Here is a 25,315-nt window from a genome sequence, read left to right on the forward strand (position 1 = left end):
TTGTGTGGAAGATTAGCCAAGAGATAAACAGGATAAAGTTTGTAATTTTTTCAAAGGATTTTTGATAATCATGCTAATTAATGATTTAGCTTTGTTCGTGCGAGTCGCTGATTGCGGTAATATATCTGCCGCAGCAGCCGAGATGGATATCTCGGCAGCTTCTGCCAGTGCTGCAATAAAACGGCTTGAGAAACAGCTTGATACTAGTTTATTTATCCGCACTACACGCAGCTTACGTTTGACTGTGCAAGGTGAACGTTATCTTATTCATTGCCGACGTGCGCTAAGCGATTTAGCACTTGGCGAACAGGCTATCGCCAGTGATAAAGGTAAAATATCCGGCACCTTAAGTCTTTCGGTTTCTTCAGACTTTGGCCGTAATCTGTTTGTGCCTTGGCTCGACGAGTTTTTGCTCGATTTCCCTCAACTGCTAGTGCGCTTGCACCTTGGCGACAATATCAGCAGTTTTTACCACGATAAAATTGATGTCGCCGTGCGCTATGGAAAACCGCAGGATTCTAATCAAGTGGCTTTTCCTATCTGTAGTGTTGATCGTGTTTTGTGTGCCTCACCTGAATATCTCGCCAAGTTTGGTGTGCTTGATTCATTAGAACAATTAGTTGAGCATAATTGCTTGTTTTATAAGTTAGATGATCGCACCCACGATCAATGGCTATTTAGGCGTGATGGTCAAGAATTCAAAGTGCGTGTCACGGGCAATCGTAGTGCTAATGATGCCGAGATTGCCCGCCGTTGGGCTGTTGCTGGCAAAGGGTTGGTATTTAAGTCGAGTCTAGATCTGGCCGATGACTTAATCTCAGGGCGATTAGTACGTTTGTTGCCTGAGTATCAGGGGGAGCCCGTCGATTTGTACTTAGTGTGCCCAGGACGTGAACATGTCACGCCCGTCGTGCTCTTACTGCGGGAAATGCTCCGGCAGCGAACACTGGCTCTAAGTAAAAACTTGAGTAAAATATTAGCAGTGAAAAAATCTTAGATAACAAAAAAGCCGCATAATGCGGCTTTTAGCTTAGAGACTCACTGAGATTTAAGACTTAGTGCGTTTCATGGCGGTAAAGAACTCTTCGTTAGTCTTGGTCATCGCCAATTTATCGATTAAGAATTCCATTGCGCTAACCTCATCCATAGGATTGAGGATTTTACGCAGGATCCACATTTTTTGCAGCTCTTCTTGAGTCGTGAGTTTTTCTTCACGACGCGTACCGCTGCGGTTGAAGTCAATGGCTGGGAACACGCGCTTTTCTGCCGCTTTACGTGACAAATGTAGCTCTTGGTTACCTGTACCTTTAAATTCTTCGTAGATCACTTCGTCCATCTTAGAACCCGTATCTACCAAGGCTGTGGCGATAATGGTCAAGCTGCCGCCGTGTTCGATGTTACGTGCCGCACCAAAGAAGCGTTTTGGACGGTGTAGGGCGTTAGCATCCACACCACCAGTTAACACTTTGCCCGATGACGGGATAACAGTGTTATAAGCACGGGCTAAACGGGTGATTGAGTCGAGTAAAATAACGACGTCTTTCTTGTGCTCAACCAAGCGTTTTGCTTTTTCAATCACCATTTCAGCCACTTGAACGTGGCGGCTGGCTGGCTCATCGAAGGTTGATGCGATAACTTCGCCCTTAACGAGGCGCTGCATCTCTGTTACTTCTTCTGGGCGTTCGTCGATCAGCAATACCATCAACACCACTTCTGGGTTGTTGTAGCTGATGCTTTGAGCAATACCTTGAAGTAATAGCGTTTTACCGGCTTTTGGTGGTGCAACGATCAAACCACGTTGACCTTTACCAATCGGTGAGCATAAATCCAGAATACGCGCAGTGATATCTTCAGTTGAGCCATTTCCACGCTCCATACGCATACGTTCTTCGGCGTGGAGTGGGGTTAAGTTTTCAAATAGGATTTTATTGCGAGAGTTTTCTGGTTTATCGAAGTTAACTTCATTGACTTTCAGTAGAGCGAAATATCGTTCACCTTCTTTTGGTGGACGAATCTTACCAAAAATGGTGTCACCCGTTCGCATATTGAAGCGGCGAATTTGACTCGGTGAGACGTAAATATCGTCTGGACCAGCCAAATAAGATCCGTCTGAGCTGCGTAAGAAGCCGAAACCGTCTTGGAGTATTTCTAATACCCCACCGCCGAAAATGTCTTCTCCACTTTTGGCGTGGGCTTTAAGGATTGAGAAAATAATGTCCTGCTTGCGAGCGCGGGCCATATTTTCGAGTTTCATATTTTCGGCTAGCGAGACTAGGTCAGAAATCGGCGTGTCTTTTAATTCAGTTAAGTTCATTTTGGGGGTCTTGTGTTACGCGACAAAGCTTACCGCGATCAATCAGTAAAGTTTGTGATTCAGGATAGTGATTGACGAGCGAGAAGTGGTTTAGTTAGAAAGAATCTGGTTATTAAAGTAGCACTAACAAAGCGGGGCGTCCAGAAATTTAGGGAAATTCCGGCACAATTAATTTATAGCTTGTGCCGGAGGTCACTCAAGACGACTGCAAATTAGATTTGTGCGTCGATAAACTCTTTTAATTGCGTTTTTGAAAGTGCACCAACTTTAGTGGCCGCTAATTCACCATTTTTGAATAATAATAATGTTGGAATGCCACGAACGCCATATTTCGCCGGAGAAACATTGTTTTGGTCAACGTTTAATTTAGCGATAGTGACACGGCCTGCGTACTCTTCAGCAACGTCATCGAGGATTGGAGCGATCATTTTACAAGGACCACACCACTCAGCCCAGAAGTCTACCAACACAGGTAAATCAGACTTTAATACGTCGTTTTCGAAGCCGTCGTCACTCAGGTATATAATTTTATCGCTCATGATGTTCTCCAGTTTGGTTGCCATTGCTGGTTTGTTAATGGCTTACCATGTATATTGGGGGTGAAAAATAGCTTTTCAAGTTACCTTTTTACAATGTGGCTATTTCAAACGATCGAGTATCTTATTGCAACCCCAAATGGTATGCTTGCGCTATGAGCGAAACACATTTATCTACCCAAAAATTTGCCGACCTTCCTCTACATCCAGAGGTAAAACAGGCTCTTGCAGAGAACGGTTTTGAATTTTGTACGCCGATTCAGGCGTTATCATTACCCGTATTACTTCAATCAAAAGATATCGCTGGTCAGGCTCAAACGGGCACTGGCAAGACGATGGCTTTTTTGGTTGCTACATTTAATCATTTATTATCGACGCCAATACCAGAAGGCCGTCAGATAAATCAACCCCGTGCCATTATCATGGCACCCACTCGTGAATTGGCTATTCAAATTGCTAAAGATGCGATTTTATTGGCTAAACATACCCGCTTAAAAGTGGGAATTGTTTACGGTGGTGAAAGCTATGATGTACAACGCAAAGTATTAGATCAAGGTGTTGATATCTTGATTGGTACTACTGGGCGCATCATCGATTATGTGCGTCAGGGCATTATCAGCTTAACGGCTATTCAAGCTGTCGTATTAGATGAAGCGGATCGCATGTTCGATTTGGGCTTTATCAAGGATATCCGTTTCCTATTTAGGCGTATGCCTGATGCCAATCAACGGCTCAATATGCTGTTCTCGGCAACCCTCTCGATGAAGGTGCAAGAACTGGCCTATGATCATATGAATGATCCGGTCAAAGTGGATATTGCGCCCGACGAAAAAACCTCTAAGAACATTAAAGAAGAAGTTTTTTATCCTTCCCAAGAAGATAAAATGCGCTTGTTGCTGACCTTAATTGAAGAAGATTGGCCTGAAAAAGCCATTGTATTTTCAAACACTAAGCATAGCTGCGAAAATTTATGGTCTTGGCTCGAAGGAGATGGTCATCGCGTTGGATTGTTAACAGGTGATGTTCCTCAGAAAAAGCGTATTCGCATTCTGGAGCAATTTACTAGTGGCCAATTGGATATCCTAGTCGCGACAGACGTTGCTGCGCGTGGCTTACATATTTCTGATGTATCCCATGTTTACAACTATGACTTACCTGACGATTGTGAAGACTATGTACACCGAATTGGTCGAACAGGACGCGCGGGTAATAAAGGGGTTTCCATCAGCTTTGCCTGTGAAGAATATGCGCTGAACTTGCCGGCAATCGAAAGTTATATCAATCACTCCATCCCTGTGAGTAATTATGATAGCTCGGCATTGTTAGAGGATATTCCTGCGCCAGTTAAGATCCCGCGTAAACATCCTGCGGGTACGCGTAACCTACGCGAGCGTGCAGGAGCTGGTCGTCCACAGGGCGCCCATCGTAGTGGTGGACGTCCACCTCGCCATGACAGGACACGTAGACACTCGTAAATGCCAACACCCGCTTATGCCGCAATTACGTTAGGCTCTAATAGCTTTAATATGCTGATCGCCAAGACAAAAGGCGGTCAGCCACATATTATTGCAAAATATAAGCGTAAGGTAAGATTAGCTGAAGGTATTGGTGAGGATGGCAAGTTAAATCCAGAGGTTATGCAACGTGGTCTCGATTGTCTTGCCATGTTTGCGCAGATGCTGACACAGCATAAAATTCATCAAGATCATGTCGCAGTCATCGCCACCGCCACTCTTCGTAGTATCAGTAATGCCGATGAGTTTAATGAGCGTGCATTGCCTTTACTTGGGCATTCCATTGAGATTATCTCTGGGATGCGCGAAGCCGAGCTTATCTACCAAGGTATGGTGGCTACCACCTGTGGGCAAGGGCGGCGTTTAGTGATCGATATTGGCGGTGCCAGTACTGAGTTTATTATTGGCGATGGTCATCAAGTGTTGTTTAAAACCAGCTTGCCTATGGGAAGCGTGACTTATAATCGCCAATTTTTCAGTAATATGCCTTTTCAACAGTTAGATTTTGATGATGCGAAACAGCAGGTTTTAGTCACTCTGGCTGAGCATAGGAAGACACTGCGTGACTTAGGTTGGCATTGTGTAGTGGGAGCCTCTGGCGCGGTGCAATCTGTGGTTGAAGTACTATTACATCGAGAGCAATCTGAAACCATCACCCTTGAAGTGCTTAATCAGCTAAAGGCTGAAATTCTCGTTCAAGAGGATAGGCAGCTTTTGGGGATCCATGGTTTAAGTAGCGAACGTGCTCCGACCTTTGCCGCGGGTGTTGCGATCCTATTAGCACTATTTGAGCTATTGGGTATTGAGCATCTAAGCCTATCGGGTGGCGCATTACGTGAGGGTGTATTAATAATGTTAGCGCAGCGGATCCTTGAAGAAGCAATTTAGTACTCATGGCCTAGAACGCTTCGCTGCTAGAGCCTCGCATCGATAACTGCTCCTGCGTTATTCTACCTTCTGCATCCATGCAGTCGTTCGCGAGGATGACTGTTCAAGTGCGAGGATGTTGCTATTATCCTACTAGAACCTAGAACCTAGAACCTAGAACCTAGAACCTAGAACCTAGAACCTAGAACCTAGAACCTAGAACCTAGAACCTAGAACCTGCACTTTTTGCCGTGTCCTCGCGGGGCTAAACTCGGTCTACTTTTTCTAGGATCTAGTTCTAAAATCTATCTCAAAGAGTTATTTCAAAGAGCTATCTCAAAGAGCTATTTCAATATTTCTGCCAAATCTTTTTCAAGCGAAGTTGTTGGGCGCTCAATAATGCGGCCAATTTCCTTGCCTTGTTGCTGAATAATAAATGTTGGAATACGAGTAAATTCGTATTTAGCGGCTAAACCTTCGGGATCTTTCTTAGTGCGATCCACGCCAATATAGGTCACTTTAATATTGGGGTTCGCGACTTCTTCCATTATGCGAATAAAACGTGGTGTTTCACGGTGACAATCTGGGCACCAAGTACCGATGATCACGATGATTTCTGTCGGTTCTTTGATGTTTTTGAGTGGGGCGATTGCCGCTGTATCAACTTGATAGCTTTTATAGCCCTCAGTAAACTCATTGAGATCATTCACTAAATGTTGCGCTTCAACAATACCAGTTAAAATCACTTCTTGTTTCTCCTCACTGCAGGTTGCAATTAAGCCCTGTTGTTGTTCTTCAAATCCACAGCCACTATTGGCTAATACCTGACAGCTAAAAAATAAGGCTGTAGTGGCGAGTAATGCTTTAACATTATTGTGCATGATATGCCCTCGAAATCGAAGAAAAAAGAAATGGTGACTCAGCATTCAAGCATCAATCTCGATTTTCTAAAAGGCAATTGTTAATTTGCTGCAAGCCAGATCACGTATCGCTAATGTAAAGAAGATCACTAGGCTGCTAGGACAGCTTCGCTGTGAGAACATCGCTTGATAACTGCTCCTGCGCTATTCACCCCTGCATCTGATCAGCATAGCCTATGAAAAGGTCATATTGTGTATGGAACAAAATAGACTCGGCAGTCGTACGCTTCTGCTAGGTGTTCATGCTTGTCATTCCCGCGAAGGCGGGAATCCATAGTCATTTCTTTTCGTTTTAAAATACTAGAGAACTAAAAGCTGGATCCCCGCCTGCGCGGGGATGACAGTTTTTTTAGTGCGAGGTTGACAGTTTTTAAGTATGAGGATGATAGTTTAAGTGCGAGGTTGACAGTTTAGGTGAGGATGATGGCTTAGTGGAGAAGTGGCATACACTGCTTGCTAGATTCTCCACTCAGTGAGGAGAATCTAGGTGCTGTACTCTTAGCTTTGTCCTAGCAGGGCAAGGCATTTTCTAACAATTTTTCCAATATAGGCTTATTCGCATCGGGGAAGTCATAATTGATCAAATCGTGTTTTTCTACCCAAGCAATTTGCTGGCCCTCTAGGCCTTGGGCTTCCCCCGTAAAATGGATAACAGTATGGATATCGAGCAGGACTTGTTTGTCCGGGTAATCGTAGCTAAGCGCCATAAAAGGCTCGCTGGAGATGACCTCTATAGCGACTTCTTCTTTTAGTTCACGCATTAACGCTTGGGTAACGCTTTCACCCGTCTCAACTTTTCCTCCAGGGAACTCCCATTTACCTCCTTGGTGTAAATGATCTGGCCGTTTAGCGAGTAAAACTTGCTGTGCCTTGTTAACAATAATACCTACGGCAACATGAATACGCTTTGTCATAATATTTTCTACTAATGAGTGTGTGTGATTGCCTGTGGCATCCTGTTGTGTTTATTCCTTAAAGAACGCGTCTTCATCTAAGTCGAACTCGTCTAAGGCATCAAGATCGAACTCCGATTTTACAGGAATGGCATGTTTTTCAGATGCCCAGTCGGCAAGATCGATCAGCTTACAACGCTCGCTGCAAAAGGGCTTGAATTCAGATTGTGGCGCCCATTCAACGGGGGTTTTACAAATGGGGCATTTAACGGTTAATGGCATAATGTGCGTCTCTGTATGTATAAGCCTGATGTATGTGGTATGGGTAGCCTATAAAAAACGACCTATCACGTTATGGAAACTCAACGTGAGGCGATAACGAATGCGGCTATTTAATACGATTGGTCTAACATCTCACAGTGCTGATAGTTTAAAGGCTTCAGACACAGGTCGCTAGTAAGAAATCGATGGGTTTATCGGAGTGACGTTGTTGATCAAACTGGACAAAGTGAATGGCGTAGCGATTTTTATGTCCGCTAATAGTGGGGTAACACCCCTGTGAAGCATCAAGTTTAACACGAACTAAGGATAAAGCTTGGTTGCTATCGCCTTGATAAAAACCGGCATGGGCAATGGCATTATTAAAAATGGACGTGCTGCGGGTGAGTTGAAGTAGTTGGGTAATGGGGGTGAGCAGTGGGTCAAAATGTGCTATCCAAGCAAGGTAATCCTGTTGTCTTTCTTCCCAAGGTTTGGCTAACCAAAAATGTAGCTGGGGTAGGTCAAAACTACAACACGCACCAGGCATACCAAATCGTTGTCGTAGAGCGGATAAAAATCGATCTTGCTTGAGTTGACTGCCGAACCGCTCTGGTTTTTGAAGTAACTCACGGGCTTGGGTAAGGGCATTGATATAAAAGTTGATCTGCTGGTGGTCTGCTTGTTCGAGTTCTTGCCATTTATTGAGTTGTAACAGATGACGCTCAATATCCTTTAAGACTTCATTGCGGTAATCACAGCGTTCGGATAATTCACATAGCGAAAACAGCGGATAGAAGCATCTATGTTGGTGGTCATGATTGAGATTAGTACGCAGCTGTTTATCGAGGTATTCGAGCCGTAAATAGCTGCGAATTTTCTCGTTTAATGGCTGTTCGTAAACTAAGTCAGTCATGGGCGTTATCAATACCGGATAATTGTAAATAGCGTTGGTGCAATGCTAGCACCTCTCGTTTTAAGGCTGATATCTCTCCCTGATTATCAATAATGTCGTCGGCTCTGGCGAGTTTTTCACTCCGACTACATTGGCTATTAATGATGTTATTCACTTGAGCTGCATCAACTTGATCCCGTATTACGGTGCGGCTGATTTGCAATTCTGGTGAAATATCCACCACTAAAGTCCGATTGACTAACCTATCTAACCCGTTCTCAAATAGCAAGGGCACAACCATAATTACATAGGGCGAAGTGGCATTTTTTACTTGTTCGAGCATTTCTTGGCGGATCATCGGGTGTAATAATTGGTTTAGCCATTCCCGCTCTGCACTTTGGTTAAAAATACGTTCGCGCAGTTTTGCGCGGTCGAGTTCGCCTTCAGGGGTTAGCATTTCAGTACCAAAATGTTCAACGATTGCCTTAAGTCCCTTTGAATCTTTAGCGACAACCTCTCTGGCAACAATATCGGCATCCACTAATGTAATGCCTTCTGCGGCAAATAAATTGGCGACAGTTGTTTTACCACTGCCAATCCCACCTGTAAGACCAACAACAAATTTAGACATAAAATTCTCTTGATAAGCTAAGAAGGACGCTGTGCTGCTAGAAGCTAGGACGCTAGCGCTGCTAGAGTGGACTTCGTCCTGCTAGAGTCTAGCCGCTGCACCCCCATGGTTGTCATTCCCGCGAAGGCGGGAATCCACGGTAACATCTTTAGCTTACTTAGTTTTAAAAGACCTCAAATACTCAAAACTGGATCCCCGCATCCGCGAGGATGACAGCTTAAGAACTAAGGACGTATAGAATCTAGGGTCTAGATTCTAGCAGCTGTGCTGTTTGCAGTGTTCTAGCAGGGCGAAGCCCGCTCTATTTCTCATAGGGTGTGGCCTGTCCGGCTTTTCTAGCAGTTATAGTGTCCCTAAATACCAATCGATGATGGGATTTCCCCAAACCAGTGCAATCCAGCCTGCGGCGGCAATATAAGGGCCAAAGGGAATAGGGTTATCCATCTGATTACGTTTGCTGATAATCATGCCAATGCCCACAACAGCACCCACTAATGAGGAGAGTAAAATCACCAGTGGCAACATTTGCCAGCCAAGCCAAGCACCAAAAACGGCCAACAGTTTAAAGTCGCCATAGCCCATACCTTCTTTGCCTGTGAGTAACTTAAACACCCAGAAAATTGACCATAGGCTTAAATAGCCTGTGGCTGCACCGATAATGGCATCCGTTGGGCTAGCAAAGGTATGGTGTAAATTGAGTAATAGCCCAAGCCACAGTAGGGGCAGTGTTAACTGATCCGGTAACAACATTTCATCCAGATCTATACCTGTCAGCGCAATCAATACAAAGGTGAGTAAAGACGCAAAAACAAATTGCCAACTTGGGCCAAAATGCCAAGCTAAAGCTGCGATCAGTAAACCTGTGATTAATTCAATAATCGGATAACGGGTCGAGATAGGTGCATGACAGGCGGCGCATTTCCCCCTAAGGATTAACCAACCGAGAACTGGCAAATTATGCCAAGGTTTGATGGCGGTTTTACACTGAGGGCAAGCTGAGCCTGGCACCACAATATTGTACTTTTCGGGATAGCTATCTATGGGTTTATTAAGCCTATCGATACCGACTTGGTTAACGATATCCGCATGGTATTCCTGTAAATATTGATTACATTCCTGCTGCCATTCACGCTTCATCATGATAGGGAGTCGGTGGATGACCACATTCAGAAAACTGCCAATAGTCGCGGCAAAAATAAAGCTTAAGGTGACGAAGAGCCAAGGACTCTGTTCAAAAGATTGGCCTAATAAAGTGATAAATTCAGTCATACTCTTACTTATGAGAAGTTACTTATGAAAAGTTACTTATGATGTTATTGGAAAATAGGGCGCTTCGCTTCTAGAACGCTACAAAAAGCGCTGCTGCTAGGATGGGCTACGCCCTTATAGATTCTAGGTGCTAGATTCTAGAAGGAGCACAGCGACGCTCTAGCAGGACGAAGTCCGCCCTAGCAGCGTAGCGTCCTTCTTAGCCTACGACATTTCCCATTTGGAAGATAGGGAGATACATTCCCACAATTAAACCACCCACAAGGGTGCCAATCACCACCATCATAATGGGTTCAATTAGACTCGATAAACCATCCACAGCGTCATCGACTTGCATTTCATAAATATTAGCCACCTTATTTAGCATATTATCTAGCGATCCAGACTCTTCACCAATCATCACCATTTGGATCAGCATATCGGGGAACAAACCCGTAGTACGCATCGCGACGTTCATTTGCATACCAGCCATCACCTCTTGGCGTACTTTTAAAAGTGCTTTGCGATATACGGCATTACCCGATGCTCCCGCCGCGGATTCCATCCCATCAATCAACGGCACACCTGCCGCAAAGGTGGTGGCTAAGGTACGAGAAAAGCGCGCCATGGCTGCCTTATGCAGAATTTCGCCGATAACAGGGATCTTAAGTACAAATTCATCAACACGGTCACGAACCATTTGTGAATTGCGATGGGCACGGACAAATAACCAAATCCCCACCGTAATCGCAATGAAAAAGAGATACCAAGAGCTTTGCAACCAGCGCGAGATACCAATGATCATCTGTGTAAAGGCGGGGAGTTCAGCGCCAAATCCTTTAAAAATATCTTCGAACTGAGGTACGACAAATAGTAATAACAATGTGGTCACTAAAATAGCGACGACCACAACGGCGGCGGGATAAAACATGGCTTTTTTGATTTTAGATTTTAGCTGCTCCGCTTTTTCCCTGTAGGTTGCAATGCGATCAAATACCGCATCGAGCGAACCTGAGTGTTCACCTGCTGCCACTAAGTCTACATAGAGATCATCAAAATAACGCCTATGGGGGCGCAGGGCGTCTGATAGCGGAATACCCGATTGAATCTCTGACAGAATTGTCCCTAACAGATCGCGCATTTTGAGTTTTTCATGGCCACGCCCCAATATTTCTATTGTGGTCACAAGCGGAACGCCGGCGGCCAGCATAGTCGCTATCTGGCGAGTTGCCATCGCGATATCCATGGGCTTGATATCAGGATTACGGGCAAAGAAAGGAGATGCTTTTTTTCGTACGACTTTAGGATTTACTCCTTGGGATTTGAGCTGGCTTTTTACCTCTGCAACCGTTGCACCCTTTAACTCACCACCCGTTTTTTTTCCATCGCGGTTAGTGCCTTTCCATTCAAAGGTAAAAATCTTTGGTTGGCTTTTGGGCTCAATCTTCTTTGGGCGAGGCTTTTTTACTGTCGTTGCCGTAGCCATAAATAATCCCTGTTAGGTTGAATAAAGCTAATAAGAACGCTGCGCTGTTAGGGCGGACTTCGCCCTGTTAGGATGCTAGGGCGTCGCTGCGCTCCTGCTAGAATCTAGGACGCTTCGCTGCTAGAATCTAGGACGCTTCGCTGCTAGAATCTAGGACGCTTCGCTGCTAGAATCTAGGACGCTTCGCTGCTAGAACCTAGGTTCTAAGTTTAGGCTCTAAGTTTAGGTTCTAATGAGTATAAATGGCGAAATAAACCCTAGTTTATATAAAAAACCGCTTTCGACTGCCGTCATTCCCGCGAAGGCGGGAATCCATAGTAATGTCTTTAACCTGCTTAGTTTTGAAAAACCTTAAAAACTAAAAGCTGGATCCCCGCATTCGCGAGGATGACAGCTTAGAACCCGAGCGCTTGTAGGGCGAAGCCCGTCCTGTTTTTAGAGGCCGCGCTGTTAAAAACTCGTCACCCGATTAACTTCGGCAATACTGGTGACGCCCTGTAATACTTTTAATAAACCCGATTGACGTAAATCGCGCATACCTTGTGCTTTGGCTTGGGAAGCAATTTGCAACGAGTTGCCGCCTTCCATAATGGTACGGGCAATTTCATCGGACATTTTCATCACTTCATAAATCCCCACCCGTCCCTTATAACCACCAGAGCAATGTTCGCACCCCACTGGTTTAAAGGTAGTAAAACCCTGGGTAATTTGTGCAGGAGAAAAACCTAAACGTAAGAGTTCATGTTCGGGGATCACCTCTGCTTGTTTGCATTCTGGGCAAAGTCTGCGGGCAAGGCGCTGGGCAATAATAAGGTTAACTGAGCTGGCGATATTGTATCCAGGTACGCCCATATTGATTAAACGGGTTAAGGTTTCGGCGGCCGAGTTAGTGTGTAGGGTCGATAACACTAAATGTCCCGTTTGTGCGGCTTTAATAGCAATTTCGGCGGTTTCAAGATCGCGTATCTCACCCACCATCACCACGTCGGGATCTTGGCGCAAAAAAGAGCGTAGCGCTGAGGCAAATGTCAGCCCGGCTTTTAGGTTAATATGAACTTGGTTGACCCCCTCAAGGTTAATTTCTACCGGATCTTCAGCGGTCGAAATATTGCGCTCGGCGGTATTGAGGATATTTAACCCCGTGTAGAGGGAAACGGTTTTACCCGAGCCCGTCGGTCCTGTGACTAAAATCATCCCTTGGGGTTTAGCCAGCATTTCAAGGTATAACTTTTCTTGATCGGGCTCGTAGCCGAGTTTTTCGATACCTAGTTGTGCGGAGGAGGAGTCCAAGATCCGCATTACAATTTTTTCGCCCCACAGGGTAGGCAAGGTGCTAACCCGAAAATCGATAGACTTAGTGCGGGAGAGCTTCATTTTAATTCGGCCATCCTGTGGTACGCGCCGCTCGGCAATATCCAGTTTTGACATCACCTTTAAACGGGCGGATAAACGGCCCGCAAGGCTAATAGGCGGCTCTGATACCTCATGCAAAATACCGTCAATCCGAAAACGGATGCGATAGCGTTTTTCGTAGGGTTCAAAGTGTAAGTCGGAGGCACCTTTACGAATCGCATCGGTTAAAATTTTATTGATATAAATAACAATGGGCGCATCGTCACTGCTATCGCCTGTCGGTTCTTCATTGCGTCTATCGGTATCGGTAATTTCTATCCCCGCCAGCGCCGCTTCATCCATGCCGCCCAAGTCGAGGCTGGTAATATCTTCTTCAAGGATTTTTTCAAGGGCTTTAGCGAGCTTATCTTCTTCAACCAAAATCGCTTCGGCATGCAGGCCAGCGCTAAATTGAAAATCTTCAAGGGCGGTAATATTGGTGGGATCAGAGGTGGCGATATAGAGGCGATTTCCGCGCTTAAATAGCGGTAAACAGCGGTGTTTTTCAATCAGTTTTTTATTTAAAAAATCTTCGGGAATGGCTCGTATATCAAATTCCGCTAAATCCAGTAGCGGTGTGCCATATTCTTCATAGCAAAGCTCGGCAATGGTGCGGGATGAGACTAACTGGCCTTGTACTAAGGTAGCCACTAATCCTTGTTTATTATGACGGGATTTTGCAATAGCCCCAGCCATCTGCTCTTCATTTAGCAGCCCCTTACGGATAAAGAGAGTGGATAAACCAAGATGAAGGCCTGTTGTTGGCATATAAACTTTTTGCCTAAAAAGAGAGGCATACCCTAAAGTATGCCTAAAAACAATGATTAATATATTAGCAATAGCCTGCTGCAACGCAGGTAGAATTTGTTTTATCTATTTCCCAGTCAACACCAACACCAGCGGTAGCTGTACCTACTAACCTATAATCAGCAGCGGCTGATCCAATATCTTGTGATGTGGCCGTTATTGTAAATACTCCACCAGTTTGAGTTACTGTAACAGAAGCAACATATTGACCAACCATTGCACCAACAGCATTATTACCAGCAGCTAGACAATCTGCTTCTAAGTCTGCAGCTTTGACTGTTTGAGCACATACATCAATAGCTGTTTTAGCTGAACCTGTTGCAGCAATAACCTCCGAGAATTTTGCTTTATTCACGTATGATTGATACGCAGGTAATGCGATTGCGGCCAAAATACCAATAATGGCAACAACAATCATTAATTCGATTAGGGTAAAACCTTTAGCCTTATGATTTAACCCTGTTTTTAACGTTAGACCTTTCATATTTATCTCCAGCTTATGCATTGATAATTAAAGAGTTAATTTGTTTTTACCACAATGCAAACATAACGGAAATATAACTAAATATACCATTAAGTTGCTTATGGCAGATGCTATGACGTGCTGCGACTTATAAGGGTTTGGTAATATTTAGGTTTTGCGATTTATAGGTTATCGACTCACCTTGGTATTATCGAATTCGCCCTTTACCTGCAACATTACTAGTTGCCATATCATCTTGCTGTTTACGGTTTTACCCTGTTGCTTACTGTTCTATCCTACCGTTATCCGTTATCCGTTATCCGTTATCCGGTTTTGCTTCACTTTCGCGCGGGAGATTTGTTCAAATCAGGGATCTAATAAAAAACGTAGATTCCTCCTTTTACCACCTCACCTTAGGCTGGTTGACTTTTGGCCATCTCACCTCAGTAAAAGTTAGTACAAAGTTAAATAAATAGAAACAACTTTAAGTATAAAGTATTAATTAAATGATTAATTTGTCTAAGGACTTGACAGTGTGATGAGATAAGTTCTAACAAAAAATTGACAAAATAGGTTCAAATGGCGTCGGTGTGGTGGGTGTCAATATATAGTCGCCAAACGTCGTTATAAAAGCAGAGCAGGCTTCTTATGCTTTTAAGCCATCATCTTTGTGAACGTGGGGATCTAGTATAGATGTCATCCTCGCGGATACGGAGAGCTTGTATCTGTGTCATCTTCGCGAATGCGGGGATCCAGCTTTGATTTTTTGGGTATACGGATTTAATGGTTGATGGGGCACCTTCACCCCATCAATCTGATACCACCCTCAGATGGTTGATAGATCGACTCCGTAGTTGAGTTCCTCTGCGAAGTCCGGCAGTCCGTAACCGATGGTTTTCTTGTAGAAAGGAGAGACCTTCGCAGTCGGTGCCTTCTTCTTGTGCTTCGTGGTGTAGAGCATTCGTGCCCGCATCACCTCGAAGGAGTAACCGCGCCCTTCACGGTTCTTGTCCTTGGCCAGTCGGTTGATGGACTCCGTGTAAGCGTTGGTGACGGGCATGTCCGTCTCGAAGTAGGTCATGGTCTCTTCGCGCCAGTTTCCCACTGCCCTGACCAGATCGCTCCAGACTTCCTTTTGGCCCTTCGGGATGGTGGCTATCCACTCGTCCAGGGCGGCTTCTGCCTGGAGCCGTGTGGTGGCGTCCCAGATGCCGTAGAAGCGCTCCTTGTGCTCGTAGGCGGCCAGCAGTTGCGGGAACGCGCCTGTCCAGGTCTCCATGATGAGGCGCTCCCGGTCTGAGACTTCGTGAGCGCGTTTCAGCAGGATTTTCCGGTCTCCCTTGAGAGTCCGGCTCTGGGACGGTTTCAGCTCCTTTCTGAGGCCCTTGCGCACTCTCTCTAGGGCATCGTTGGCCATGCGCACCACATGGAACTTATCGACCACGATACGGGCCTGGGGCAGCACAGCCTTGACCGCTGCCCGGTAGGGGTTCCACATGTCCATGCTGACGATCTCGACCTTCTGCCGGTCTTTCAGCTTCATCAGGTAGTTGGTCACCACGTTCTGGCGGCGGGTGGCCAGCAGGTCGAGCAGGGTTCGCTCCTCAATGTTGGTCAGAATGCAGCGGTAGCGCTTGTTCAGGTATAGCTCGTCAATGCCCAGGATGCGGGGCGTCTCGAAGCGGTGCCAGCGCCCCAGGAACTCGGCGCGGGCGTTGAAGATGTCGCGCACCGTCTTCTCGTCCAGGCCGGTCTGTGCCGCCACAAAGGTGTAGGGGTGGTTGAAGGATTCCTTCTCCACGTACTCATGCAGCCGCAGTGTCATACGGAATCCGTCCACCATCTCCGGTAGCTGGGGCCTGAATGTTGTCTTGCAGGCCCGGCAGGTGTATCGGCGGCGGACCACCCAGAGAGTGACCCGCTTGCCGTGGATGGGCAGATCACGATAGGGAACGTCACGCTTGCCGAACCGTACGAACTCACCCTGCACGCCGCATTCCTCGCAGGCGATGGGATCGGGCACGTCCACCTGGAAGTGCATTTCGTCGTCGGTTGATTTGCAGCCCAGTACTTGGTATTGCGGCAGGTGAAGGATGTTGTCGGGAAGTTCGGTCATGGTGTTGTATAGGCGTAGGTGTCAGTCAGATCCATCCGGCTCGGCATTGGTGTTTGCTTTTTTACCCAACAAGCTGCTGGAAACTAAAAGTAAGGCACCGAGGACAATTGCAATATCAGCCAGGTTGAAGGCCGGCCAATGCCAGTCTCGCCAATAGAAATCAAAGGAATCCACAACATAGCCGCGAAAGACCCGGTCAATCAGGTTGCCCATGGCGCCACCGAGGATAAGACTGCAAGCGATGGCTTCTCCTTTATGACGATTTTCAAGGATCAGCTTGATCAGAAAAATCGAGACCACTACCGCGATTCCGATAAAAAAGTAGCGCTGCCAGCCTCCACCATTCGCAAAAAGACTGAATGCGGCACCGGTATTCCATACGTGTACCCAGTTAAAGAATGAGGTCACTGAAATAGACTCGCCATATGCCATTGATTGTTGCACCAGCCATTTTACGGCCTGATCAGACGCTGCCAGCAGGCCGGAGATGGACAACAGAGCGTACGGTGACAGATGTTTGCCAAAAATGGACATTGCTTAATCCTTGAGCGCCAGAATGCGTCTAGCACCGTTAAGTACAATTACCCCCGCGATGGTGCCGATAATCAGATCCGGATAATTGGACCCGGTCCACGCGACCAGAGCGCCGGAGGTGATGACCCCCAGGTTGATCACCACGTCGTTGGCCGAGAATATCCAGCTTGCCTTCATGTGCGCCCCGCCCTCCCGATGTTTGGATATGAGCAGCAGACAACTGGTATTGGCAATCAATGCGACGAATGCGATAGCCATCATCACCAGCGATTCAGGCTCACTACCGAATACAAAGCGTCTCACCACCTCTACGAGCACGCCCACAGCCAAGATCAGTTGCAGTACACCAGCAAGATGCGCGGCACGTACCTGCATTTTCACGCTATGTCCAACCGCATAAAGGGCAAGCCCGTACACCGCCGCATCGGCAAAATTGTCCAGGGATTCTCCAATCAGGCCGGTGGACTGGGCGATCAGACCGGCAGTCATTTCCACCACGAACAGAAGTGCATTGATGCCGAGCAACCAGCGCAGGGTCCCGGATTCTTGCTTAGCAGAAGCTGCCGAAAACTCGGCGGCCTTGATGGTCTCCGGATTTGCAGCGACGGTTTCCTGAAGCGAGGCGCCTAGCCCCAAGGTCTTCAGTTTCGAGGTGACGGGCTCGACCTCGCCGTCATGCACGACCTTCAGCCGGCGGTTCGACAAGTCGAAGGACAGCGCCCGAATCTCCTCAAAGCCGTTCAGGGCTAGGCGAATCATTCGTTCTTCTGATGGACAGTCCATCTTCGGCACGGCATAAACACTGACCCATCTCCCTGGCGCCTCGGAGGAGGCCTGTATATCGGTATCCGCTGCGGACGTTGCATCACCGCCACAGGCGCCACCACAGGATTTGCTCATGATACGACTCCACTTGAACAATGTTGTGGTACCATTTAAAACTATAAAGTCACTATAAGGTCAATAGAGTAAAGAATCCGTTGGGGAGGAGGCTGATGCGCATTGGTCAGTTGGCGCAGTTGGTAGGGGTCGAAACACAGACGATCCGCTTCTATGAACAGCAGGGCTTGTTGCCGCCGCCTGATCGGCAGGACAACGGTTACCGTGTCTATACCGAGAAGCATGGTGAGGGGCTGGCCTTCATCCGTCGCTGCAGAATCCTGGGCCTGTCACTGGCTGAGATTCACGAACTACAGAGCTATCAGGACGACCCTCATCAGCCTTGTACCGCCGTCAACGCCTTGCTCGATGATCACATCTCTCATGTGCGGTCGCAGATAACCGCTCTGCAAGCGCTTGAGAAACAACTCGTTTCACTGAGAGCGAGTTGCAACGATGACCGGGAAGTTGAGGCGTGTGGGGTTCTTGCTGGAATTAGCGAAGGAAACATGCACCAGCAGTAGGTGAAGCATCAACCAGATAATCCGATGAGATGCCGGTCTGTCTCACTCTCATGCAAAGGTAAGATCAACCATTTAATCCGCTTACCCGATTTTTTAAGGTTTTCAAAACTAAGCAGGCTAAAGATATTACTGTGGATTCCCGCCTTCGCGGGAATGACGTGAAGGAGAGGGAATGACGAGAAGGAGCGCTTAGATTCTAGCAGCGAAGCGTCCTTCTTCGCTTTTAGCCTTTCAGTCGCATCGACAGATCTAATGCGCGTACATGTTTTGTGAGTGCGCCTACTGAAATATAGTCCACACCGGTTTTGGCAAATTCGGCTAGGGTATCTAAAGTCACATTGCCAGAGACTTCGAGTTTTGCGCCCTTGGCTTTGCCGTTAGCGCGATATTGATTATTAAGTTCAACAGCTTCGACCATCATAGTGATATCGAAATTATCTAACATGATAATATCTGTGCCAGAGTCGAGTGCGAGCGCCAGTTCGCTTAATGATTCCACTTCAACCTCGACGGGTTTGTTTGGATGTAAATTGCGGGCTGCATCAACGGCTTGACGTATGCCGCCACAGGCCATGATATGGTTTTCTTTAATTAAGAATGCATCAAATAAGCCAATACGGTGGTTTTTGCCTCCACCGCAGGTGACGGCATATTTTTGAGCGGTACGCAGGCCGGGAATGGTTTTGCGGGTATCGAGTAAGCGAGTGTGAGTGCCTGCCAATTTATCGACATAGTGTTTAGTTAATGTGGCAACGCCAGATAAGGTTTGTATAAAGTTCATGGCAGTGCGCTCGCCCGTGAGTATGCTACGGGCAGGGCCTGATAGTTCGCATAACACTTGATTTGGCAGTATTAAATCGCCATCGTCAACATGCCAGTGGAGGGCGACTTCGCCGCCTAATTGATTAAACACTTGCTCTGCCCATGCTTTACCGCAAAATACGCCTTCTTCACGGGTAATTAAGGTTGCCTCGGCATATTTATCGGCGGGGATAAGTAGGGCGGTGATATCACCATAGGCAATGGCTTTTGTGTGCTCGTTGATATCGGTTCCGCCTAAGTCTTCATTAAGGGCGGTTTTAACGGCGTGGCGAATATCGTTTTCTAACATAATCTGATTCCTTGCATTTTGCATTCTTGTATAACTGAGATTGCCTACTTGCATATGGCGTTAAGATTATCATGGCAGCGCCGCTAGGTGCTAGGATGCTGCGCTGAAAGCTAAGAAGGACGCTACGCTGCTAGAGCGTAAGTACATAAAGCTGGATCCCCGCATTCGCGAGGATGACGGCTTAGGGGCTAGGACGCTGCGCTGCTAGGGCGGACTTCGTCCTGCTAGAGCGTCGCTTTGCTCCTTCTAGAATCTATCCGCTGCGTTCTTTGCAGCGTCCTCGCAGGGCGAAGCCCGTCCTGCTTTTAAGGAGTAAAAATGAGCTTTGAGTTTGGGTGGTATAGCGCCGCTCGGCGCAGTGAGTCGCCACATTTTAATCAACGCCCTGAGGCTGAAGTGAGTTTATTGGTGATCCACAATATTAGCTTGCCGGCGGGCTGTTTTGGTTTACCTTATATTGATCAATTATTTAAAGGGTGTTTAGATACCAGTGCCGATGACAGTTTTACTGAGTTAGCGGGCTTGCAAGTATCAGCACATTTTTTGATCCGCCGTGATGGTGAGTGTGTACAATATGTCAGTTGTCACGATAGGGCATGGCACGCTGGCGTATCTTGCTATGGCGAAAGGGAAAATTGTAATGATTTTTCTATTGGTATTGAGCTTGAAGGGACGGATACTGAGCCTTACGTTGATGCCCAATATGTGCGTTTGGTTGAGTTAACACAGGCATTGTTGATTGAATATCCATTATTAAATACTAAGCGGATTGTTGGGCACTGTGATATAGCACCATTACGTAAAACAGATCCCGGGCAAAGTTTTGATTGGGAAAGATATTTAAGGGCGCTGCGCTGTTAGGGCGGACTTCGTCCTGCTAGAGCGTCGCTGCGCTCCTTCTAGAATCTAGAGTCTAGAACTTCGAGCTTAAGTACATAAAGCTGGATCCCCGCGTTCGCGGGGATGACGGCTTAAGCGATTCTTCTAGAATCTAGAATCTAGGGTCTAGAATCTAGCAGGGCACCAGCCCGTCCTGTTTTTTATACAAGGAGTACGACCGATGGCATTATTTTCATTGTTAGTCGCCATTTTGGTGGAGCGACTTAAATTTCTTCCCTCGTCGTGGCAATTTGATCGATTGCTACAGTCTTATCAGATGACGTTTTTTGGTGATAAAGCGTCTTTGACCACACCTATGATGGCACTCGCTCTAGTGTTGCCTGCTTTGGTGGTGTATGTCTTATCTTGGTTAGTTGCAGGAATGTTTTGGGGAATACTCAGTTTGGCGCTTTGGGTTTTTGTGGCGGCAATTTGTTTTAATCACCTGAAACAACGTGAAATTTTTAAAAAATATATGCAAGCCGCTTGTCGTTCGGATGTGCAAGCCTGCTATCTTTATGCCGCAGAGCTTGATTGTAGCGAATGCCTAGATGCGGTATCTGAAAAGGATTTAGGGGCTAAGGTTGGCCAGAGTGTGGCATGGATTAACTATCGTTATTATGGCGCTGTAGCACTGTTTTTGATTTTCTTTGGGCCCGTCGGCACAGTGCTCTATTGCACAGTACGGTATTATGCTGAAGAAAATGCGCGAAAATCCCTTAATTTACCTTTAGTGGATGAGTTTATCGCCGTTTTAGATTGGATTCCGAGCCGGCTATTTGCCTTTGGCTATGCATTAAGCGGGCAATTTAGTGAGGGATTAACGGCATGGCGTAATAACGCGCTACGTTTTAATACCAGTGCAAGAAGGGTGATTACTGAAACGGCAGTGGCTGCGCAACCTTTACCTGAGGTTTCTGATGCACCTATTTGTGTACAATCGACCCTAGCGTTATTAGTGTTGAGTAAACGTAACTTTACACTTATGGTTGCAATTGTTTCATTATTGACCATTTTCGGATTGGTGAGTTAAAAGAAGGACGTTGCGCTGCGAGAATCGAGAATCTAGGACGCTTCGCTGCTAGGGCGTCGCTGTGCTCCTTCTAGATCCTAGAGAGCGTAAGTACACAAAGCTGGATCCCCGCATCGATAACTGCTCCTGTGTTATTCTACCTTCTGTATCTGCCCACCATGGAGGGGGGAAATGTCATATTTTGTATGGAACAAAATAGACCATGCAGTCGTTCGCGAGGATGACGACTTAAGTGCTCCTTCTAGAACCTAGAATCTAGAGCCTATCCGCTGCATTGTTTGCAGCGCCTAGCAGGGCGGAGTCTGCTCTGTTGTTAAATGGTCTGACCCCATATCTCTTTTTTTAGGCTATGCTCTCACATCGTGAGTGCTTTTGAATAAGATCGCCAGTTTTGAGCAAGATCACCATTTTAGGTTGATTTTCAATCTGGACATCAAAAGTCTGATTTGATAAAGTGCGCTCACTCAAAAAAATTGGTAAGACCAATTTACAACGGAGCTGAGTGCCAAATGGCCTATAGTAAAATTAATCAGCCAAAAATTTCTGATGTGATCATGGCGCAATTAGAGCAAATGATCCTAGAGGGCAGTTTAAAGCCCGGTCAGAAATTACCGCCCGAACGCGAACTGGCGATCCAGTTTGAAGTGTCTCGACCTTCTTTGCGTGAAGCGATTCAAAAGCTTGAGGCAAAAGGACTGTTAATGCGCCGTCAAGGTGGCGGTACTTATGTCAAAGAACAACTCTGGCAGACTCTTGCCGATCCTATTGTTGAACTGATGAATTCCGATCCAGAAAGTCAATATGACTTACTGGAGTTCCGTCATGCGACTGAAGGCATGATGGCTTATTTTGCCGCGTTGCGTGGTACCGACGCCGATATGCAAAATATCAAACGTATGATCCTCGAAGTTGAAGCCGCAAGTATTATCGAACAAAAAGCCGCCGCGATTGTACATTTTTATCGTGCTGTGGCCGAAGCGTCACATAATGTGGCCATGTTACATCTCGTACTCAGTTTAACCCCTGTGCTGCATAAAAATGTGGCGCAAAATTTGGAGCTTTTAAGCCGCCGCGAAGAAGCTTCTACCATGGCAAACGATCATAGACGGGCTTTGCTCGCTGCTATCGTTCGCCGCGATCCCGACGCCGCCAGAGAAGCCTCGAATGAACATTTAAGTTACATCGAAGAGGTGATGTTATCTGTGCGGGAAGAAGATAGCCGGTTGCAGCGAAGCTTGCGCCGCTTAAAGAGTGGCGCTTAATTTCCTGAGATTTAGCACTGAGCTAAATCGGAATATGCCGCAAACACCATTCATTATCATGTATATAGAGAAGGACAGTGTCATGTCTGAAGATATGCTACAAGACGTAGATCCGTTAGAGACTCAGGAATGGGTTGATGCCCTGCAAGCCGTATTGGAACAAGAAGGCCCAGAACGCGCACATTTTTTATTAGAAAAGTTGATCGATAAAGCCCGTCGTAACGGCACTCACTTGCCTTACAACGCGACAACCGCTTATCTAAACACTATCCCTGCGGGTCAAGAGCCGCATATGCCGGGCAACCAAGAGATGGAACGTCGCATTCGCGCCATCATCCGTTGGAACGCCTTAGCTATGGTGCTGCGTGGTTCTAAGAAAGATTTAGAATTAGGCGGTCATATCTCCAGTTTCGCCTCAAGCGCGACTATCTATGACGTGTGTTTTAACCACTTCTTCCGCGCACCGAATGAAAAAGACGGCGGCGATCTCGTGTATTTCCAAGGCCATATTGCCCCTGGTATTTATGCGCGTTCATTCTTAGAAGGTCGTTTAACGGAAGACCAACTGGCTAACTTCCGTCAAGAAGTGGATGGCAAGGGCTTGTCTTCATACCCACATCCAAAACTGATGCCGGATTACTGGCAATTCCCAACGGTTTCTATGGGCCTAGGTCCTATCCAAGCGATTTATCAGGCGCGTTTCCTGAAATATTTGACTGACCGTGGCCTGAAAGATTGTTCAGCACAAACCGTTTACTGTTTCTTAGGTGACGGCGAGTGTGATGAGCCAGAAGCCTTAGGTGCGATTGGTTTAGCGGCCCGTGAAGAATTAGATAACTTAGTCTTTATCGTTAACTGTAACTTACAGCGTCTTGATGGTCCTGTACGTGGTAACGGTAAGATCATCCAAGAACTTGAAGGCGAATTCCGTGGCGCAGGCTGGGAAGTGGTTAAAGTTATTTGGGGTCGTTACTGGGATCCATTATTGGCCCGTGACACTAGCGGTAAGTTATTACAGTTAATGGAAGAAACCGTAGACGGTGAATACCAAAACTGTAAAGCCAAAGGTGGCGCTTATACTCGCGAGCACTTCTTCGGTAAGTACCCAGAGACAGCCGAAATGGTAGCGAACATGTCAGACGATGACATTTGGCGCTTAAACCGTGGTGGTCATGATCCAGTGAAAGTGTACGCAGCCTTAGATCACGCGCAAAAAACCAAAGGTCGCCCAACGGTGATTTTAGCTAAGACTGTAAAAGGTTACGGCTTAGGTGATGCGGGTGAAGGTAAAAACATCGCTCACAACGTGAAGAAAATGGGTATCGAGTCTATCCGTTACTTCCGCGATCGTTTCAATATCCCCATTCCAGATGACCAATTAGAAGACTTACCTTTCTATCATCCAGGTCCTGATTCGGAAGAGGTGAAGTACATGATGAGCCGTCGTGAAGCGCTGCATGGTAGCGTGCCACAACGTCGTCAAAAGTTCACCGAAGAGCTTGAAATCCCATCACTGAAGATTTTCGATTCGATTTTACAGGGCTCAAATGGCCGTGAAATTTCATCGACTATGGCATTCGTTCGTGTACTGACAGCGCTGCTGAAAGACAAGAAAATTGGCAAAAACATTGTGCCAATCATTCCTGACGAAGCGCGTACCTTCGGTATGGAAGGTTTGTTCCGTCAAGTGGGCATTTATGCTCACGAAGGCCAAAAATATATTCCGCAGGATTCTGACCAAGTTGCTTACTACCGCGAAGATAAAACTGGTCAAGTTCTGCAAGAAGGGATTAACGAACTCGGCGCTATGTCTTCATGGGTATCGGCAGCGACTAGCTACTCAGTCAACAACGTGCCTATGATCCCGTTCTATATCTACTACTCAATGTTCGGTTTCCAACGTATTGGCGACATGGCATGGGCTGCGGGTGATATGCGTGCTCGTGGTTTCTTAGTGGGCGGTACTTCAGGCCGTACAACCCTGAACGGTGAAGGTTTACAGCATCAAGATGGTCACAGCCATGTATTGGCAAACACTGTCCCTAACTGTATTTCTTACGACCCAACTTATGGTTATGAAATTGCCGTTGTGGTGCAAGATGGTATTCGCCGTATGTACGGTGAAAATCAAGAAGATATCTTCTATTACTTGACCACAATGAACGAAAACTATGTTCAGCCTGAAATGCCTGAAGGTGCCGAAGAAGGTATCGTTAAAGGGATTTACAAGCTGGAAACTGTTTCAGGATCAGGCAAAGGTAAAGTTCAGTTAATGAGCTGTGGCACTATCCTTGAGCAAACTCGTAAAGCGGCGCAAGCATTAGCGAAAGACTTTGGTATTACTGCCGACGTATTTAGCGTGACCAGCTTCAACGAGTTGACCCGCGATGGCCAAGCTGTTGAGCGCTGGAACATGCTGCACCCAACGCAAACGCCAAAACAAGCCTATATCAGCCAAGTGATTTCAAGTGATGCACCTGCGATTGCGGCGACTGACTATATGAAGATTTATGGCGAGCAGTTACGTGCTTACATGCCAACCGATTACAAAGTGTTAGGTACTGACGGTTTTGGTCGCTCAGACAGCCGCGAGAATCTGCGTCACCACTTTGAAGTGGACGCTAAGTTCATCGTGATTGCAGCGCTGAAATCACTGGTTGATCGTAAAGAGCTACCTGTCGATGTGTTAGCAAACGCCATTAAAGAATATGGTATCGACGCTGACAAGATCAATCCACAGTACGCGTAAGAGG

23 protein-coding genes are annotated in these 25,315 nt (G+C 46.5%); 8 read left to right on the forward strand and 15 right to left on the reverse strand.

Going from position 1 to position 25,315, the window contains the following annotated elements:
- Positions 1-70 precede the first annotated feature (70 nt).
- Positions 71-997 (forward strand): LysR family transcriptional regulator, encoded by a 927-nt coding sequence (locus SPUTW3181_RS02625; RefSeq protein WP_011787891.1) that lies wholly within the window; start codon positions 71-73, stop codon positions 995-997.
- 51 nt (positions 998-1,048) lie between these two features.
- Here SPUTW3181_RS02625 and rho read toward each other — a convergent pair whose 3' ends face one another.
- Positions 1,049-2,314 (reverse strand): transcription termination factor Rho, encoded by a 1,266-nt coding sequence (rho, locus tag SPUTW3181_RS02630; protein WP_011787892.1) that lies wholly within the window; start codon positions 2,312-2,314, stop codon positions 1,049-1,051.
- A gap of 212 nt (positions 2,315-2,526) precedes the next feature.
- A complete protein-coding gene (trxA, locus tag SPUTW3181_RS02635; RefSeq protein WP_011787893.1) occupies positions 2,527-2,853 on the reverse strand; it encodes a thioredoxin TrxA in 327 nt (108 codons plus the stop codon).
- Between the two features lie 152 nt (positions 2,854-3,005).
- Between trxA and rhlB the strand changes: the two genes are divergently transcribed.
- Together rhlB and SPUTW3181_RS02645 are read left to right on the forward strand one after the other, a co-directional pair.
- Entirely contained in the window at positions 3,006-4,325 is a 1,320-nt protein-coding gene (gene rhlB / locus SPUTW3181_RS02640; RefSeq protein ID WP_011787894.1) for an ATP-dependent RNA helicase RhlB, read from the forward strand.
- Complete coding sequence (locus SPUTW3181_RS02645) at positions 4,326-5,252, forward strand: exopolyphosphatase (RefSeq protein ID WP_011787895.1); 927 nt, start codon at positions 4,326-4,328, stop codon at positions 5,250-5,252. It begins immediately after the preceding gene.
- 323 nt (positions 5,253-5,575) lie between these two features.
- Here the strand turns inward: SPUTW3181_RS02645 and SPUTW3181_RS02650 are convergent, their stop codons facing one another.
- From SPUTW3181_RS02650 to SPUTW3181_RS02705, 12 genes are all read right to left on the reverse strand, one after another.
- The gene (locus SPUTW3181_RS02650; protein WP_011787896.1) at positions 5,576-6,112 is read right to left on the reverse strand and encodes a thioredoxin family protein; all 537 of its coding nucleotides are present in this window, start codon (positions 6,110-6,112) and stop codon (positions 5,576-5,578) included.
- 548 nt (positions 6,113-6,660) lie between these two features.
- Positions 6,661-7,065: an 8-oxo-dGTP diphosphatase MutT gene (gene mutT / locus SPUTW3181_RS02655; protein WP_011787897.1), complete on the reverse strand. Its 405-nt coding sequence runs from the start codon at positions 7,063-7,065 to the stop codon at positions 6,661-6,663.
- Positions 7,066-7,116: 51 nt separating this feature from the next.
- Complete coding sequence (gene yacG / locus SPUTW3181_RS02660) at positions 7,117-7,326, reverse strand: DNA gyrase inhibitor YacG (RefSeq protein WP_011787898.1); 210 nt, start codon at positions 7,324-7,326, stop codon at positions 7,117-7,119.
- A 157-nt stretch (positions 7,327-7,483) separates the two neighbouring features.
- Positions 7,484-8,218, reverse strand: a complete 735-nt coding sequence (gene zapD / locus SPUTW3181_RS02665) for a cell division protein ZapD (RefSeq protein WP_011787899.1) — start codon at positions 8,216-8,218, stop codon at positions 7,484-7,486.
- Positions 8,211-8,828 (reverse strand): dephospho-CoA kinase, encoded by a 618-nt coding sequence (gene coaE, locus SPUTW3181_RS02670; protein WP_011787900.1) that lies wholly within the window; start codon positions 8,826-8,828, stop codon positions 8,211-8,213. The genes zapD and coaE overlap by 8 nt, the downstream gene beginning before the upstream one ends.
- Before the next feature lie 342 nt (positions 8,829-9,170).
- Complete coding sequence (locus SPUTW3181_RS02675) at positions 9,171-10,097, reverse strand: prepilin peptidase (protein WP_011787901.1); 927 nt, start codon at positions 10,095-10,097, stop codon at positions 9,171-9,173.
- A gap of 199 nt (positions 10,098-10,296) precedes the next feature.
- Positions 10,297-11,562 carry a type II secretion system F family protein gene (locus SPUTW3181_RS02680; protein WP_011787902.1) on the reverse strand — a complete coding sequence of 422 codons (1,266 nt, stop codon included), beginning with the start codon at positions 11,560-11,562 and terminating at the stop codon, positions 10,297-10,299.
- Between the two features lie 450 nt (positions 11,563-12,012).
- Positions 12,013-13,722: a type IV-A pilus assembly ATPase PilB gene (pilB, locus tag SPUTW3181_RS02685; RefSeq protein ID WP_011787903.1), complete on the reverse strand. Its 1,710-nt coding sequence runs from the start codon at positions 13,720-13,722 to the stop codon at positions 12,013-12,015.
- Positions 13,723-13,786: 64 nt separating this feature from the next.
- On the reverse strand, positions 13,787-14,245 hold the full coding sequence (locus SPUTW3181_RS02690; RefSeq protein WP_011787904.1) for a pilin: 459 nt from the start codon (positions 14,243-14,245) through the stop codon (positions 13,787-13,789).
- Positions 14,246-15,050: 805 nt separating this feature from the next.
- Positions 15,051-16,340 (reverse strand): ISL3-like element ISPpu12 family transposase, encoded by a 1,290-nt coding sequence (locus tag SPUTW3181_RS02695; protein WP_011918377.1) that lies wholly within the window; start codon positions 16,338-16,340, stop codon positions 15,051-15,053.
- 21 nt (positions 16,341-16,361) lie between these two features.
- Positions 16,362-16,874, reverse strand: a complete 513-nt coding sequence (gene lspA, locus SPUTW3181_RS02700) for a signal peptidase II (protein WP_011787807.1) — start codon at positions 16,872-16,874, stop codon at positions 16,362-16,364.
- A gap of 3 nt (positions 16,875-16,877) precedes the next feature.
- Complete coding sequence (locus SPUTW3181_RS02705) at positions 16,878-17,774, reverse strand: cation transporter (protein ID WP_011787806.1); 897 nt, start codon at positions 17,772-17,774, stop codon at positions 16,878-16,880.
- A gap of 95 nt (positions 17,775-17,869) precedes the next feature.
- Between SPUTW3181_RS02705 and cadR the strand changes: the two genes are divergently transcribed.
- Complete coding sequence (cadR, locus tag SPUTW3181_RS02710) at positions 17,870-18,277, forward strand: Cd(II)/Pb(II)-responsive transcriptional regulator (RefSeq protein ID WP_004364961.1); 408 nt, start codon at positions 17,870-17,872, stop codon at positions 18,275-18,277.
- Positions 18,278-18,500: 223 nt separating this feature from the next.
- On the opposite strand, the gene nadC is transcribed toward cadR, so the two are convergent.
- On the reverse strand, positions 18,501-19,388 hold the full coding sequence (gene nadC, locus SPUTW3181_RS02715; protein WP_011787905.1) for a carboxylating nicotinate-nucleotide diphosphorylase: 888 nt from the start codon (positions 19,386-19,388) through the stop codon (positions 18,501-18,503).
- Positions 19,389-19,706: 318 nt separating this feature from the next.
- Between nadC and ampD the strand changes: the two genes are divergently transcribed.
- The 4 genes from ampD to aceE all read left to right on the forward strand — a co-directional run bounded on the left by ampD (position 19,707) and on the right by aceE (position 25,311).
- Positions 19,707-20,249 carry a 1,6-anhydro-N-acetylmuramyl-L-alanine amidase AmpD gene (gene ampD / locus SPUTW3181_RS02720; RefSeq protein WP_011787906.1) on the forward strand — a complete coding sequence of 181 codons (543 nt, stop codon included), beginning with the start codon at positions 19,707-19,709 and terminating at the stop codon, positions 20,247-20,249.
- A 199-nt stretch (positions 20,250-20,448) separates the two neighbouring features.
- Positions 20,449-21,300 carry a beta-lactamase regulator AmpE gene (gene ampE, locus SPUTW3181_RS02725; RefSeq protein ID WP_011787907.1) on the forward strand — a complete coding sequence of 284 codons (852 nt, stop codon included), beginning with the start codon at positions 20,449-20,451 and terminating at the stop codon, positions 21,298-21,300.
- A gap of 509 nt (positions 21,301-21,809) precedes the next feature.
- A complete protein-coding gene (pdhR, locus tag SPUTW3181_RS02730; protein ID WP_011787908.1) occupies positions 21,810-22,562 on the forward strand; it encodes a pyruvate dehydrogenase complex transcriptional repressor PdhR in 753 nt (250 codons plus the stop codon).
- Between the two features lie 82 nt (positions 22,563-22,644).
- A complete protein-coding gene (gene aceE, locus SPUTW3181_RS02735; RefSeq protein ID WP_011787909.1) occupies positions 22,645-25,311 on the forward strand; it encodes a pyruvate dehydrogenase (acetyl-transferring), homodimeric type in 2,667 nt (888 codons plus the stop codon).
- The last annotated feature ends 4 nt before the right edge of the window (positions 25,312-25,315 follow it).

The organism is Shewanella sp. W3-18-1 (genome assembly GCF_000015185.1).
Taxonomy (GTDB): Bacteria; Pseudomonadota; Gammaproteobacteria; order Enterobacterales; family Shewanellaceae; genus Shewanella; species Shewanella putrefaciens.

Excerpts from the sequence above, each read along its gene's own strand:
- SPUTW3181_RS02625 (WP_011787891.1), top strand. The coding sequence starts at position 71 with ATGCTAATTAATGATTTAGCTTTGTTCGTGCGAGTCGCTGATTGCGGT.
- rho (WP_011787892.1), bottom strand. The coding sequence starts at position 2,314 with ATGAACTTAACTGAATTAAAAGACACGCCGATTTCTGACCTAGTCTCG.
- trxA (WP_011787893.1), bottom strand. The coding sequence starts at position 2,853 with ATGAGCGATAAAATTATATACCTGAGTGACGACGGCTTCGAAAACGAC.
- rhlB (WP_011787894.1), top strand. The coding sequence starts at position 3,006 with ATGAGCGAAACACATTTATCTACCCAAAAATTTGCCGACCTTCCTCTA.
- SPUTW3181_RS02645 (WP_011787895.1), top strand. The coding sequence starts at position 4,326 with ATGCCAACACCCGCTTATGCCGCAATTACGTTAGGCTCTAATAGCTTT.
- SPUTW3181_RS02650 (WP_011787896.1), bottom strand. The coding sequence starts at position 6,112 with ATGCACAATAATGTTAAAGCATTACTCGCCACTACAGCCTTATTTTTT.
- mutT (WP_011787897.1), bottom strand. The coding sequence starts at position 7,065 with ATGACAAAGCGTATTCATGTTGCCGTAGGTATTATTGTTAACAAGGCA.
- yacG (WP_011787898.1), bottom strand. The coding sequence starts at position 7,326 with ATGCCATTAACCGTTAAATGCCCCATTTGTAAAACCCCCGTTGAATGG.
- zapD (WP_011787899.1), bottom strand. The coding sequence starts at position 8,218 with ATGACTGACTTAGTTTACGAACAGCCATTAAACGAGAAAATTCGCAGC.
- coaE (WP_011787900.1), bottom strand. The coding sequence starts at position 8,828 with ATGTCTAAATTTGTTGTTGGTCTTACAGGTGGGATTGGCAGTGGTAAA.
- SPUTW3181_RS02675 (WP_011787901.1), bottom strand. The coding sequence starts at position 10,097 with ATGACTGAATTTATCACTTTATTAGGCCAATCTTTTGAACAGAGTCCT.
- SPUTW3181_RS02680 (WP_011787902.1), bottom strand. The coding sequence starts at position 11,562 with ATGGCTACGGCAACGACAGTAAAAAAGCCTCGCCCAAAGAAGATTGAG.
- pilB (WP_011787903.1), bottom strand. The coding sequence starts at position 13,722 with ATGCCAACAACAGGCCTTCATCTTGGTTTATCCACTCTCTTTATCCGT.
- SPUTW3181_RS02690 (WP_011787904.1), bottom strand. The coding sequence starts at position 14,245 with ATGAAAGGTCTAACGTTAAAAACAGGGTTAAATCATAAGGCTAAAGGT.
- SPUTW3181_RS02695 (WP_011918377.1), bottom strand. The coding sequence starts at position 16,340 with ATGACCGAACTTCCCGACAACATCCTTCACCTGCCGCAATACCAAGTA.
- lspA (WP_011787807.1), bottom strand. The coding sequence starts at position 16,874 with ATGTCCATTTTTGGCAAACATCTGTCACCGTACGCTCTGTTGTCCATC.
- SPUTW3181_RS02705 (WP_011787806.1), bottom strand. The coding sequence starts at position 17,774 with ATGAGCAAATCCTGTGGTGGCGCCTGTGGCGGTGATGCAACGTCCGCA.
- cadR (WP_004364961.1), top strand. The coding sequence starts at position 17,870 with ATGCGCATTGGTCAGTTGGCGCAGTTGGTAGGGGTCGAAACACAGACG.
- nadC (WP_011787905.1), bottom strand. The coding sequence starts at position 19,388 with ATGTTAGAAAACGATATTCGCCACGCCGTTAAAACCGCCCTTAATGAA.
- ampD (WP_011787906.1), top strand. The coding sequence starts at position 19,707 with ATGAGCTTTGAGTTTGGGTGGTATAGCGCCGCTCGGCGCAGTGAGTCG.
- ampE (WP_011787907.1), top strand. The coding sequence starts at position 20,449 with ATGGCATTATTTTCATTGTTAGTCGCCATTTTGGTGGAGCGACTTAAA.
- pdhR (WP_011787908.1), top strand. The coding sequence starts at position 21,810 with ATGGCCTATAGTAAAATTAATCAGCCAAAAATTTCTGATGTGATCATG.
- aceE (WP_011787909.1), top strand. The coding sequence starts at position 22,645 with ATGTCTGAAGATATGCTACAAGACGTAGATCCGTTAGAGACTCAGGAA.